General features: G+C 53.0%; 12 protein-coding genes. 5 read left to right on the forward strand and 7 right to left on the reverse strand.

What is annotated here, in order from left to right; translation table 11 throughout:
- Window positions 1-194 precede the first annotated feature (194 nt).
- The 4 genes from QOS10_RS04365 to QOS10_RS04380 form a co-directional block, all read right to left on the reverse strand.
- A complete protein-coding gene (locus tag QOS10_RS04365) occupies window positions 195-1790 on the reverse strand; it encodes an APC family permease (RefSeq protein WP_283593971.1) in 1596 nt (531 codons plus the stop codon).
- 389 nt (window positions 1791-2179) lie between these two features.
- Window positions 2180-3811, reverse strand: coding sequence for a chaperonin GroEL (groL, locus tag QOS10_RS04370; RefSeq protein ID WP_283593973.1), 1632 nt, complete (start codon window positions 3809-3811; stop codon window positions 2180-2182).
- Window positions 3812-3874: 63 nt separating this feature from the next.
- Window positions 3875-4159 (reverse strand): co-chaperone GroES, encoded by a 285-nt coding sequence (gene groES / locus QOS10_RS04375; RefSeq protein WP_265891344.1) that lies wholly within the window; start codon window positions 4157-4159, stop codon window positions 3875-3877.
- Window positions 4160-4358: 199 nt separating this feature from the next.
- A complete protein-coding gene (locus QOS10_RS04380; protein ID WP_283593976.1) occupies window positions 4359-5000 on the reverse strand; it encodes a redox-sensing transcriptional repressor Rex in 642 nt (213 codons plus the stop codon).
- A 236-nt stretch (window positions 5001-5236) separates the two neighbouring features.
- Here QOS10_RS04380 and QOS10_RS04385 point away from each other — a divergent pair, with 236 nt between their 5' ends.
- From QOS10_RS04385 to QOS10_RS04405, 5 genes are all read left to right on the forward strand, one after another.
- Window positions 5237-7171 carry an ABC transporter ATP-binding protein gene (locus tag QOS10_RS04385; protein WP_283593977.1) on the forward strand — a complete coding sequence of 645 codons (1935 nt, stop codon included), beginning with the start codon at window positions 5237-5239 and terminating at the stop codon, window positions 7169-7171.
- Window positions 7172-7406: 235 nt separating this feature from the next.
- Window positions 7407-8204: a glutamate 5-kinase gene (gene proB, locus QOS10_RS04390; protein WP_408621582.1), complete on the forward strand. Its 798-nt coding sequence runs from the start codon at window positions 7407-7409 to the stop codon at window positions 8202-8204.
- A 19-nt stretch (window positions 8205-8223) separates the two neighbouring features.
- A complete protein-coding gene (locus tag QOS10_RS04395; RefSeq protein WP_283593982.1) occupies window positions 8224-9468 on the forward strand; it encodes a glutamate-5-semialdehyde dehydrogenase in 1245 nt (414 codons plus the stop codon).
- 26 nt (window positions 9469-9494) lie between these two features.
- The gene (proC, locus tag QOS10_RS04400) at window positions 9495-10268 is read left to right on the forward strand and encodes a pyrroline-5-carboxylate reductase (RefSeq protein WP_283593985.1); all 774 of its coding nucleotides are present in this window, start codon (window positions 9495-9497) and stop codon (window positions 10266-10268) included.
- Between the two features lie 153 nt (window positions 10269-10421).
- Window positions 10422-11063 carry a hypothetical protein gene (locus tag QOS10_RS04405; protein WP_283593987.1) on the forward strand — a complete coding sequence of 214 codons (642 nt, stop codon included), beginning with the start codon at window positions 10422-10424 and terminating at the stop codon, window positions 11061-11063.
- 48 nt (window positions 11064-11111) lie between these two features.
- Here QOS10_RS04405 and tsaD read toward each other — a convergent pair whose 3' ends face one another.
- From tsaD to tsaB, 3 genes are read right to left on the reverse strand one after another with little or no spacing between them, the layout of a single operon-like run.
- Entirely contained in the window at window positions 11112-12143 is a 1032-nt protein-coding gene (gene tsaD / locus QOS10_RS04410; protein ID WP_283593988.1) for a tRNA (adenosine(37)-N6)-threonylcarbamoyltransferase complex transferase subunit TsaD, read from the reverse strand.
- A 2-nt stretch (window positions 12144-12145) separates the two neighbouring features.
- Window positions 12146-12715 (reverse strand): ribosomal protein S18-alanine N-acetyltransferase, encoded by a 570-nt coding sequence (rimI, locus tag QOS10_RS04415; RefSeq protein ID WP_283593989.1) that lies wholly within the window; start codon window positions 12713-12715, stop codon window positions 12146-12148.
- A complete protein-coding gene (tsaB, locus tag QOS10_RS04420; RefSeq protein WP_283593990.1) occupies window positions 12699-13424 on the reverse strand; it encodes a tRNA (adenosine(37)-N6)-threonylcarbamoyltransferase complex dimerization subunit type 1 TsaB in 726 nt (241 codons plus the stop codon). Before tsaB ends, rimI begins: the two co-directional genes overlap by 17 nt.
- Window positions 13425-13448 lie beyond the last annotated feature (24 nt).

Below are 13448 nucleotides of genomic sequence, written 5' to 3' on the forward strand. Positions count from 1 at the left end.
ACGCCCTAACGGGCGCTAAAGGGGCCTATCCATCCCATGACTAAAGTCACGGGATTTCCGGCCAAACATCATTAAATTGGCTCCATTAATTTAATTATCACGTTATTTGAGATAACTGGATAATATTATAATTTATTAACGTTGTTTGCAACAAGCATTTCGGAACTTTTTTCGTTAAGTAAGACATTTTGCCCTTAGAGTTTGACCCGCTGGTTGACCTCTTCCGCTCCCGGATCGATCTCAGCCAGGTGACTGCGGGTTCCCCACCAGTAGAAAAGCAGGGAGCAGACGATGATCACCACGAAGTCCCACGGGTACTTGATCCAGTTCCGGCCACCGAAGCCCTCGCTGCCCACATAGGACATGAGCGAGATGAAGACCAGGTAGCACAGCAGCCAGGCACTGCTCTTCAGCTGCGGGCCCCAGGCGGTGTGGTGGTAACGGGCCTCATAGTAAAGGTAGATTGGCAGGCCCAACGCAATTACCAGAATCACCTGAATCGTCGTCGGCCACATCGTCCAGTAAATAGCCAGGCTGGTCAGGACAAAGGCGACCGGCGCCAGCCATGACATGTAGGCGGGTGCAAACGGCCGCTTGAGGTCCGGCCGCATCTTCCTCAGGGCGATCACGGTCACCGGACCGGTCAGGTAGGCGATCAGGGTCGAACCAGTAATGACGGTTGCCAGCAAGCTCCAGTTCCGGAAGGTATTGACCAGAATGACAGCCAGAATGAAGTCGGTCACCATGGCAAAACGCGGAATCATGTACCGCCGGGCGAGCCGGCCCAGCCATTGCGGCAAGTGTTTGGTATAGGTCATTGCCGCCAGGGCCCGGGAAGCGGTGGCCACAAACGCCACCCCAGTTCCGAATGGCGAGACAAAGGCGTCCATGTAGAGCAGGATGGCCAGCCAGTTCATGCCGAGCAGGATGGCAATGTCGGCAAACGGTGAGGTGAAGTTGATCCCGTGCCAGCCGTCCTTGGCCAGCATTGCCGGATCAATAGCACCGATAAAGGCCACCTGCAGCATGATGTAGATTGCGGCGGTGATGATCATGGAGATCAGGACCCCGCGGACGATGTTCTTGTGCGGATTGACCATCTCACCACCCATGTTGATGATCGTCTGGAAGGCATCGTAGGACATGATGATCCCAGAAACTGCGGCGGCTTCAAAGATTGACCGACTCCCGTAAGGCATAAAGGTCCCAACGCTGTGACCAAAGTTGGCCGGGTGGAAACCGCTGATGATTAGCATCAGGATGGTCAGCGTTGGCAGGACAATCTTGAAGACCGAAATCAGGTTGGTAAACCGGGTCATCAGCTTAACGGACCAGAAGTTGATCAGGGTAAAGACCAGCATGAAGAGGACCACCACCCACATTCCGTTGGCCGTGATGTTGCCATCTTTCATGAAATGATGAGTCCAGTTGGCCCAGGACCACGGCCAGGAACTCATGTACTGAACCGAGGCCACCGCCTCCATCGGGACCAGGGTGATCAAGGAGATCCAGTTGGCCCAGGCGGCAATGAAGCCCAACAACTGCCCATGGCTGTACTGGGCATACCGGCTCATGCCCCCGCTCTCGGGAAACATTGCTCCCAGTTCAACATAGGTCAGGGCAATGCTGATGATGATCACGGCCCCGAGAATCCAGGAAATGATGGCGGCCGGACCGGCAACCTTTGCGGCGGTCCCGGCACCAAACAGCCAGCCGGAGCCGATCAAGGAGTTCAGCGCCAGCATGATTCCCGAAAAGAGACTTATCTTCTGTACTTTTAATTTATTCATCGTTACTCCCCTCTGCCAAGGTATTTTAAGTAATACATATTCTACTTTACCACATCGCAGTCGCCGCGCGTTGCTAAAATGATTGGCTGAAAATAATATTCCCCGGGAAATATTTCTCGCCACAAGGGCCAATAGCAAAAAGGGGCTGTGACATAAGTCCCCAAAAATAAGCGGAGTTAGATGAAATCTTCGGATTTCATTTAACTCCGTTTTCCTTTAAAATTAGTAAAGGAAGAAAACCATTCAGAATTTCTTTGGAAATTCCGCATGGTTCTTTTATTTCAAGGGACTTTTGTCACAGCCCTCAATAGCAAAAAAATAACCATGAAGGAAATTCCCTCATGGTTATTTTTTTACTTTAATATATCTCAGTTATTCAGCTGGGCAGATTACATCATGCCGCCCATGCCGGCGCCACCTTGTGGAGCAGCAGGAGCGTTGTTCTTGCTGTCATCTGGCTTGTCAGCAACAACTGCTTCAGTGGTGAGCAGCAGTGCTGATACAGAAGCGGCGTTTTGCAGAGCAGAACGGGTAACCTTGGTTGGGTCAACGATTCCGGCCTTAACCATGTCTTCGAACTTGCCGTCAGCTGCGTTGTAACCAATACCAGGCTTTTCGCTCTTCAATTGGTTAACAATGACGGAGCCTTCAACACCGGCGTTTTCAGCGATTTGACGTACAGGTGCTTCCAGGGCGTCCTTAACGATGTTAACACCAGTAGCTTCGTCGCCAGTAGCTTCAACGTCGTCCAGAGCAGGCAGAACGTTAACTAATGCCGTACCACCACCAGGAACGAATCCTTCTTGGACAGCAGCCCGGGTAGCGTTCAGGGCATCTTCAATCCGGTACTTCTTTTCCTTCATTTCAGTTTCGGTAGCAGCACCAACCCGAACAACGGCAACACCGCCAGAAAGCTTTGCCAGACGTTCTTGGAGCTTCTCCTTGTCAAAGTCAGAAGTTGCCTTGGAGATAGCTTGCTTGATTTGGTCAACCCGTTCAGCAATGGCTTCCTTAGCACCGGCACCGTCAACGATCGTGGTGGAGTCCTTCGTAACCGTTACCTTGTTAGCTTGACCAAGTTGTTCAACCGTAGCATCCTTCAGGTTCATGCCCAGGTCGTCAGAAATGACGGTACCACCAGTCAATACGGCGATGTCTTGGAGTTGAGCCTTACGACGGTCACCGAAGCCAGGGGCCTTAACAGCAACCACGTTGAAGGTACCACGAATCTTGTTCAGAACAAGGGTTGGCAGAGCTTCACCAGTGATGTCATCAGCGATGATCAACAGAGCCCGGCCTTCCTGAACAACACTTTGCAGCAATGGCAGAATGTCTTGGATGTTGCTGATCTTCTTGTCAGTGATCAGGATGTATGGGTTGTCGAGGTCGGCTTCCATCTTGTCGTTGTCAGTTACCATGTATTGTGACATGTAACCACGGTCAAAGCTCATCCCTTCAACAACGTCAACACTAGTGTCAACACCACGGGAGTCTTCCAAAGTGATAACCCCATCGTTGCCAACCTTTTCCATAGCGTCGGCGATCAGCTTACCAACTTCCTTGTTGTCAGCAGAAATGGAAGCAATTTGGGCAATGTCATCCTTGGTCTTAACGTCGTGTGACATCTTCTTCAATGCTTCAACAGCGGCCCGGGTAGCCTTGTCGATCCCACGACGGATACCAACGGGGTTAGCACCGGCAGTAACGTTCTTCATCCCGGCGTTAACAATTGCTTGCGTCAAAACAGTGGCAGTCGTCGTACCGTCACCGGCAATGTCGTTGGTCTTGGAAGCAACTTCGGAAACCAGCTTAGCACCCATGTTTTCAAAGTGGTTTTCCAATTCAATGCTCTTAGCAATCGTAACCCCATCGTTAGTGATGGTTGGGTTGCCGTAGCTTTGTTCAAGGACAACGTTGCGACCCTTAGGACCCATCGTCGTCTTAACAGTGTCAGCTAACTTGTCAACACCACGGAGCATTTCGTTCCGTGCATCTTCAGAAAACTTAATTTCCTTTGCCATTTATTGTCACCTCATTAAATGAAAGTAATGATTTTTAACGTTTGATTTCTTAATTGGTTAAGCTTAGTCGATTACCGCAACTAAGTCCTTTTCGTGGACAACCAGGTACTTTTCACCGTTGTATTCCACTTCGTTGCCGGCGTACTTGTCAAAGAGTACCCGGTCACCTTCCTTAACAGCTGGAGTAAGCTTTTGTCCGTTGTCTAAGGTCCGTCCTTCACCAACAGCAATAACCTTTCCAGTAGTTGGCTTTTCCTTCACATTGGAAGCAAGGACAATCCCACCAACCGTCTTTTCTTCTTCAGTCTCAGCCTTAAGAACAACGCGATCTCCTAATGGTTTTAACACGTTAATCCCTCCATCTTGTTAAAATTAGTTTGTCATTTTAGCACTCAGTGTTCCTAAGTGCTAACCACATTTATTACTATAACATCTTTTTACTGAATTGCAACAAGAAAGTTTGACCAACTTTGACTATTTTTTATTCTTCATTTATTTAAAACGAAAACGAGCCGAAAAGGCATGCGTCTTTCTGGCTCATTTATCATTACTTATTATCTTCTGAGTAGTTCTTGATGAAGTAGATCAAGGTCTGCAGTTCGTTTGTCAGATCAATGTTTTGGACCTGAACATCCTTCGGCACGGACAGCCGCACGGGCGTGAAGTTCAGGATCCCCTTCACACCAGCCTCCACCAGCTGGTCGGTGACCTTCTGGGCCTTGTCACCTGGCACCGTCAGGATAACGACATCGATCTGCTGCTCCTTGAGCTGGGTCGTCATCTCTTCAGCTGGATAGATCGGGATACCGCTTTTGACCGTATTGGCGAATTCCGGCTTCGTGTCGAAGGCCGCACTGATCCGCAGGTTAGTGTCCTGGTGGAAGTTGTAGTTCAAAAGGGCGCTCCCCAGACTACCGACACCGACGAGGGCCACGCTGACCAGGGAGTCCTGGTGCAGGATTCCCTTGAAGAACTTCAAGAGGTTGGCAACATCGTAACCGTAACCCCGCTTCCCTAGTTCACCGAAGTAAGAGAAGTCCCGCCGAATAGTGGCGGAGTCGACCTGGACGGCTTCAGATAATTCCGTGGATGAAACCCGCTGCTTGTTGGCGCTCAGCAGCACCGTCAGGTAACGGTAATAGATTGGCAACCGCCGGGCAGTAGCGCGTGGAATCTTTTTGCTTAGCATACATATTCCTCCTAATATTACTTTAACAATTGCTTGTTTTAACGCTCACGCTTATTATTGAGCAAATTATTAATTTCAATTTTTCAATGCTTGTGAAGTTCACATTACAATATATTCTAGCAACTTTACCTGTTTTTGTGAACCAATATACAATAAAAATCTCATTTTTTATAATTTAACCAAAATCTGCTAAAATGGAAAATGATTTAACAACAATTATCAATGAGGTTTCGTTTATGATACTTTTACAAACCAATGACGTCATGCGCCGTTTTGGGGCTGACGTCTTATTTCACAATATTGATCTCCAGATCCAGGACCACGGACGGACGGCCCTCGTCGGTCGGAACGGGGCCGGGAAGACGACCCTACTGAAGATGATCGCTGGGATCACCCAGCCGGATGAGGGAACCATCAGCAAGGTCAAGGACCTGACCATCGGCTACCTGGCCCAGGATCAGGGGCTTGATAGTCAAAATAACATCTGGGCAGAGCTCGACCTGGTCTTTGCGCCCCTCCACGAGATGGAGAAGGAAATCCACCAGTTAGAGGACCAGCTCGGCGACCTTGATTCAGATAGCGACCAGTACCAGCAAATGCTTAACAAGTATGACCGGCTCCAGGATGAATATAAGAAGCAAGGCGGCTTTGAATACGAATCCCGGATGCGGGGAATCCTGCACGGCTTCGGCTTTGGTGAGGAATACTACGACACCCCCGTCGATGCCCTCTCCGGTGGTCAGAAAACTAAGCTGGCGCTCGCCAAGATCCTTCTGCAGGAACCCAACCTCTTGATCCTAGACGAACCGACCAACCACCTCGACATGAACGTCCTGGCCTGGCTCGAAGACTACCTCAAGAGTTACCGGGGCGCCCTGCTCGTTGTCTCCCACGACCGTTACTTCCTCGACCACGTCGTCAAGGATGTCTATGACCTCGACAACCGGACCCTGACCCACTACACAGGCAACTACACCCAGTTCGTTGCCCACAAGCAGGAACGGCTCAAGGCCGAATGGAAGCACTACGACCAGCAACAGAAGAAGATCGCCAAGCTGGAAGACTTTGTCAACCGTAACATCGTCCGGGCCTCGACGACCAAACGTGCCCAAGCCCGGCGCAAGCAGCTGGAGAAGATGGACCGACTGGAGCGGCCCGAAACCGATGACCGGTCCATCCACTTCCAGTTCCACAGTGACAAGGATAGTGGGACCGAGGTGCTCGACGTGGAAAATGCCAAGGTCGGCTATGACGAACAGGTTCTGGCCGGTCCCCTCTCCTTTACCGTCCGCAAGCCCCAACGGATCGGGATCATCGGACCCAACGGGATTGGGAAGTCGACTCTGCTGAAGTCCCTGCTCCACCAGATTCCCCTGGTCAGTGGGACCGTCAAGTTCGGGGCTAACCTCGAGATCGGTTACTACGATCAGGAGCAGCAACAGCTCCACCCTGAAAAGACCGTCCTCGATGAAGTGTGGGATGACCACCCCGAGGTTCCCGAAAAGGACATCCGGTCCCTGCTCGGCAGTTTCCTCTTCGTCGGCGATGACGTCTACAAGCCCGTTCACGACCTCTCTGGTGGTGAAAAAGCCCGGCTGGAATTAACCAAGCTTTCCTTCAAGCCGATCAACTTCCTGATCTTGGATGAACCGACCAACCACCTTGACATTGACAGCCGGGAAGTCCTGGAAAATGCCATCAACGAGTTCACGGGCACGGTCCTCTTCGTTTCACACGACCGTTACTTCATCAACCAGGTGGCTACCGACGTCCTCGATATGCATAAGGATGGAATTACCCACTACGAAGGAAATTACGATGACTTCCTTGCCGAGCAGACAAAACGCCAGTCCAGCATCCCAAGTGATAATACGGACAAGCAGGCAACGCCTTCGACCGGTAAGCAATCTTACCAGCAGAGCAAAGAACAGCAGAAGGCCCGGCGGAAGCTCCAGCGGCAGGTTGACAAGCTGGAACAGGAGATGAGTGAGCTGGAGGACCAGCAGACCCAGCTCCAGGAAAAGATGAGTCAGCCGGAGATCGCTACCGACATTGGTAAGCTCACCGACCTGCAAAAGGACCTTGATGCTACCAAAGATAAGGCCGAAGAAGTCGAGCTCGCCTGGACTGAGGCTGCTGAAAAGCTTGAGGAATTTGACCAGCAGAACTAACCCGACTGGTGCTTGACAAACAATTCACCGTGAAGTTAAACTTAAGGTATGGTCATAGTAGGTCAGTTCAGAGAACGGGGTCACCGGCTGCAAGCCCCGCCGTAAGACCGAATCCAAGCCAGTTTAACCTAACATCTAAATATAATTGATAAAAAGAGTAAAGCACGTCTTTAAACGAGAATGGTAACGCCGTAACGGGTGTCTCGATTAAAGACGTGCTTTTGTTTAAGGAGGGATCTGCGTTATGGCAGCAAAGAAACAACGAATTGTCGTCAAGGTCGGGACCAGTAGTCTGATCCTCCCCAACGGGCAAACCAACCTGCACGCAATCGATAGGTTGGCATTTACCCTAGCCACGCTTAACCACCAAGGCTACGAGATGGTGCTCGTTTCATCCGGGGCCATGGGGGTCGGCCTGGCGAGTTTAGGGTTGAAGAAACGGCCGAGTGAGATTGCCAAGCAACAGGCACTGGCAGCCATCGGGCAGACCGAACTGATGCGGATCTACTCCCAGCGCTTTCTCGACTACCAGACCAAGGTCGGCCAGCTCCTCTTAACCCGGGACGTCCTGCACTTCCCGGTCAGCCGTCAGCACGTTCTCAACACCATCACCACCCTACTGGCAGATGGCGTTGTCCCGATCATTAACGAAAACGACCCCGTCTCGGTTGACGAATTAGACCACCACACCACCTTCAGTGACAACGATGAGCTATCCGCCCTGGTGGCTACCCGGATCCACGCTGACCTGCTCGTGGTCCTCTCCGACATCGACGCCTTCTATGATAAGGACCCCCACAAGTTCCCGGATGCCCAGCCGATTCGCCGGGTTGCCGAAATGACCCCTGAATTAGAGGCCGCCGCCAGCGGGTCCAGTACCCGTTTCGGTACCGGGGGAATGGTCACCAAGCTCCACGCCGCCACCACGGTGATGAAGGCCCATCAGAAGATGATCCTCTGCAACGGTGCCGACCCCAAGATCATCTTCCGGATCATTAACGGTGAGGAAGTTGGTACCCAGTTTGGTAAGTAATATATAAGGAGGAAACACTATGAATGAAGCATTAATCAAGATCGGTCAACGGGCCCAAACTGCTGCGGACCAGGTTGCCCTACTCGACACCACCACTAAGAATCAGGCGCTGGTCGCCATGGCCGACGCCTTAGAAGCTCACCAGAAAGACATTGTCAACGCCAACAAGGCAGACCTCGCGAATGCGGTGGACATGCCAAAGAAATTCACTGACCGCCTGATGGTCGATCAACAACGAATCACCGACATGGCCAACGGGCTGCGGGCCATTGCTAACCTGGCCGACCCGACCGCCCGGATCGACCGGGGCTGGATCAACGCCGACAGGCTTCAGATCCTGCAACGACGGGTTCCGTTGGGCGTCATCGGCATCATCTTCGAAGCCCGGCCAAACGTCACCGTCGATGCCACTGGCCTGACCTTCAAGAGTGGCAATGCGGTGATCCTCCGCGGGGGGAAGGAAGCCATTCGAACCAACACCACGCTTGCCGACGTCCTGCGGTCCGCACTAGAGGAGCAAGGGCTACCGGCCGATGCCGTTCAACTAATCAGGGACACCAGTCATGAGCTCGCCCAGGAGATGATGAACCTCACGGACTACATCGACGTCCTCATCCCCCGAGGTGGCCAGGGCCTCATCCAACGGGTTGTCAAGACGGCCACCGTCCCGGTAATCGAGACCGGGGCCGGCAATTGCCACGTCTATATTGACAAGGATGCCGACCTCAAGATGGCTACCGACATCACCGTCAACGCCAAGGTCCAGCGGCCGTCCGTCTGCAACGCGGCCGAAAAGCTCCTGATTCATCAGGACGTGGCGGCCAAGTACCTGCCAACCATTGCCCAGGCTCTAATCGATCACGGCGTTCAGCTCCGGGGAGATGACCGGGCCCGAGCAATCGTGCCGCAGATTCAGGCCGCAACCACGGAAGATTGGGATACCGAGTACAACGACCTGATCATGGCGGTCAGGGTGGTTGACTCCCTCGATGATGCCATCCACCACATCAACCATCACAGTACTCACCACTCTGAGGTCATCATCACCGATAACATTGAGCGCGGCCGGGCCTTCCAGCAACGGATCAATTCCGCCTGCGTCTACGTCAACGCCTCCACCCGGTTTACCGATGGCGGGATCTTCGGCTTCGGCGCCGAGATCGGCATCAGCACGCAAAAGCTGCACGCCCGCGGACCGATGGGACTCGATCAGTTGACAACAATTAAGTACGAGATCACCGGTAACGGTCAGGTCCGTCACTAGGATTTATAAACAAGGAGGAAACTAATATGAAAATTACAGTTGTAGGTGTCGGCAGCATGGGCGGCGCTATCATTAAGGGACTTGCTAGCAGCAGTGCTGATGAGGTCAGCGGCCTTAACCCCACCAATCCCCGGGTCAGCAGGCTGGCGGACTACCTCCACTTCAAGCTGTTCAACACGGCTAGTGAGGTCGTTGAATATCAGCCAGATGTTGTAATCCTGACCACCCCGGCCAACATCACCGTGGCGGTTGCCAAGGAACTCGACGGGCTGCAACCGAATACGATCATCATCTCGGCAGCCGCCGGGGTTCGGCAATGCGAGCTCAAGGCGGTCCTACCAAATAATCCGGTGGTGACAATAATTCCCAACACCCCGGTTGCCGTCAACGATGGGACGATTGGCCTGGCCCTCCCCGCCGATGTTACGGGCGCTACCAGAGACAACATCATTTACGTTCTCAACCAGCTTGGCGACATCATCACGGTCAGTGAAGACCAGCTTGACATTGTGGGCGTCATTGGCGGTTGTGGTCCCGCCTTTGTTGATATCTTCATGGATGCCATGAGTGACGCGGCCGTCAAGCACGGTCTCGACCGCCAGACCGCTTACCAACTGATTGCTAGCATGGTCAAGGGAACCGGGGCCCTGGCTTACGACACCGAGAAGAGTCCATCTGCCCTTCGTGACGAGGTAACCTCCCCGGCTGGCACGACGATCAAGGGAGTCGAAGCCCTGGAGAAGCACGGTTTCCGCTTTGGCGTAATCGATGCAGTAAACAAAGCCAACGGCGAAGACTAAATCATATTAAATTATATACCAGAAAGGGTAGCGACACTGTGTTGCTACCCTTTCTTTAACCTATTATGACTTTCTTTACCACCGTAATCGTTAACCCCATGTTATAATTTAAACAGTAAGTAAGCGGATTCAAAATCATTAAGGAGAAGGAAGATGAGAAGAAAAAATCACCGCCGCCGTTGGGGATGGTGGCTAATCGGTACTCTGGCCGTCCTCACCCTGGTCTTGGGAACATGGGGTGTCATGCGATCAAGCACCAACAGTGAAGACGTGGCCGAACCAAAGACCGCCGCTCCCAAGAAAGCCAAGAAGAAAACTACCGATAAGAAAGATAAAAGGAGCGCCGACCGTGCCGAAAAGGCGAATACCAAGTCTGCGGATCCCGGTACGTCGCCAGCAACCAATACCCAAGGGAACCCGGGGACCCCTGCTGATAGTACTGACAATCCGTCAACTGGTTCTATCACCACGACCACTCCTGATCAGGGGACAACGAACGGCAACACTGAGAACCAGGCCGATAATGATTTGTCCTACGATGACCCTGCCAGCACGGCCACCGGAACCACGGTGGGCGCCGAGCTCAATTACCTGGTGGCCAACAAGCTGGCCGGCCAGTACACGGAATACCAGGACGTTGCTGCCTTCAACAGCGGCCTCGCCAGCGTTCAGGCGCGCAATAATCAGCTGATGGCCCAATCAACGACGTGGGCCGACCGCAACCTGGCCACCAAGATCAACGGGACCATTGAGCGGATGCGGGCCGATCCGGAAAATACAAAGAAGCCGTCATGAAATCACCCTATGAAGTGAACCCATGACGGCTTTTTAAGTATCAATTAATTATTCGACTTCCATCCGCTTGAACATCAGGCTCGGTACCGCGTTAAGGTCCCAGCCGCCCCGATCGCCATTCTGGTAGTCAATGTAACCGGCGGCGCCGATCATGGCGGCATTGTCACCACACAACTTCAGTGGCGCCTGAAGCATCCCCACTTCTGGATGGTACTTGGTCATATCGTGGTCCAACCGGGTCCGCAGGCCGTGGTTGGCGGCAACCCCACCAGCCAGAATCAGTTGCTTAACTGGGTAACGATCCAGGGCCCGCATTGTCTTCTCCGCCAGGACGTCAACAACGCTCTGTTGGAAGCTGGCTGCCAGGTCATACTTGTCCAGCTTCTCCCCCCGCTGGTCGGCATTGTGAACAGTGTTGATGAAGGCACTCTTCAGCCCACTAAAACTGAAGTCGTAGTTGGCCTCCTTCTCCATGGCGCGGGGGAACTTAAAGGTATCGTGACCCTTCGCTGCCCACTCGTCGATCGTCTTACCAGCCGGGTAGTTGACCCCTAAAACTCGACCGATCTTGTCGTAGGCTTCACCAGCCGCGTCGTCCCGGGTCTCACCGATGATTTCATACTCGTGTTCCTTTGGCATGTAGACCAACTCGGTGTGGCCGCCGGAAACCAACAGGGCCATCTGCGGATACATGAACTCGCCGACGTAGCGGGCCGCGTACAGGTGGCCCGCCATATGGTTGACCGGAACCAGTGGTAAGTGATGGGCCCAGGCGATGACCTTGGCTGCGGTTACCCCAACTAGTAGGGAACCGACAAGGCCTGGGCCGTAGGTGACGGCCACGGCCGCGATGTCATCATAACCAACCCCGGATTCATCCAGGGCCTGGTCCACACACCGGGTAATCCATTCAATGTGGTGCCGACTGGCCACTTCGGGGACGACCCCACCAAAACGCTGGTGGCTGTCAATCTGGGTGGCCACCACGTTGCTAAGGATCTTGGTGCCGTTTTCGACCACGGCCACACTGGTTTCATCACAACTGGTTTCAAACGCTAAAATGAGCGTACGTTCTGCCATAACTATTTCTGCTCTCCTTTATTTAATAGGTCCGCCGCCATGTCGATTGCATCCTCGTGATTATCGAGGTAGTAGCGGTGTTTTATCTCCCGTTCCCGGAAGCCAAGATGTTCATATAATTTTCGGGCCACCAGGTTATGGACCCGGACCTCCAGACTGACCGACCGCAACTGGGTATGACGGGCATAATTAAGGGCGGTACTAATCAGATAGGTGCCAATCCCCTTCTTCTGATAGCCGGGGGTGATCCCAATATTGGTAATATGCAGGTCGAGCTGGTACCAATCGACGGCCATCCCGATAAAGCCGACAACCTGACCATCATCGACGATCACCAGGTAGAGACGGTCGTGGGGCCGCCGCAGTTCAATCTGAAAGGCCGCATAGCTCCATGGTGCGTCACCATAGATGGCCCGCTCAATGTCTACCATTGCCTTGATGTCCTGCTCTGTTGCCATCCGCACCACATATTGGTGGCGCTTGATCATCACGACACGGCGCGCAAAATCAAGCAGCGGCCACTTGCGGCCATTGATGTTGATCCGGCACCAACTCTTAAACTTCTCGAACATAGTTCTTTCTGGTAACTCCGGGGTGCAGCTTCTGCCAGTTGGCTTCCGCCTCGGTAATCCGCAGATAGTGCGGTACGAATGGGTCAATTTCCTTGACCGCTGGCCGCTTTTCACCCGCCAAGGCCAGCTGATAAGTCGAAGGAATCCCATAGGCCCGTGGTGCCAAAGTAACATTGTCCGGTAACTTTTCAAACTGGTCGGCAATCTTCTTCGTCATGTGACCAACCAAAACCACGGGTTGCTCGATCTTTGCCAGCTGGGTAAGGAGGTCCTTCATCGCCAGGTGTTGGTCAGCGATCTGGTTCTTCAGCTGACCATCCTGCCACTGGTAGGCACCGGCGAAAACGTTCCCCCGCCGGGCATCGAAAAGTGGCACAATGATAGCCGTCGTTGTCGGCAGGACGTTGTAGGCTACCACTTCCAAGCTCGATACCCCGACCAGGTCGATGCCCAGTGTATCAGCCAGGACTTTAGCCGTCGTTGCCGCAATCCGAATTCCCGTGTACGAACCCGGTCCCTGGGCCACTACAACCCGGTCAAGGTCACTCGGTTGCCACTTAACCAGCTGACAGAGCCGGTCGATCGTTGGCATCAGGTAGATACTGTGGTTCCGCACCATGTTAAGCGTGGTCGTTGCCAGTAGCTGGTCATCTTCGACCAGGGCCACACTCATTGGGTGGTTCGATGTATCAATTGCTAATACTTTCATTCTTTCGTCCATCCTTTCAAATCA

It is taken from the genome of Limosilactobacillus galli (assembly GCF_947381495.1).
Taxonomy (GTDB): Bacteria; Bacillota; Bacilli; order Lactobacillales; family Lactobacillaceae; genus Limosilactobacillus; species Limosilactobacillus galli.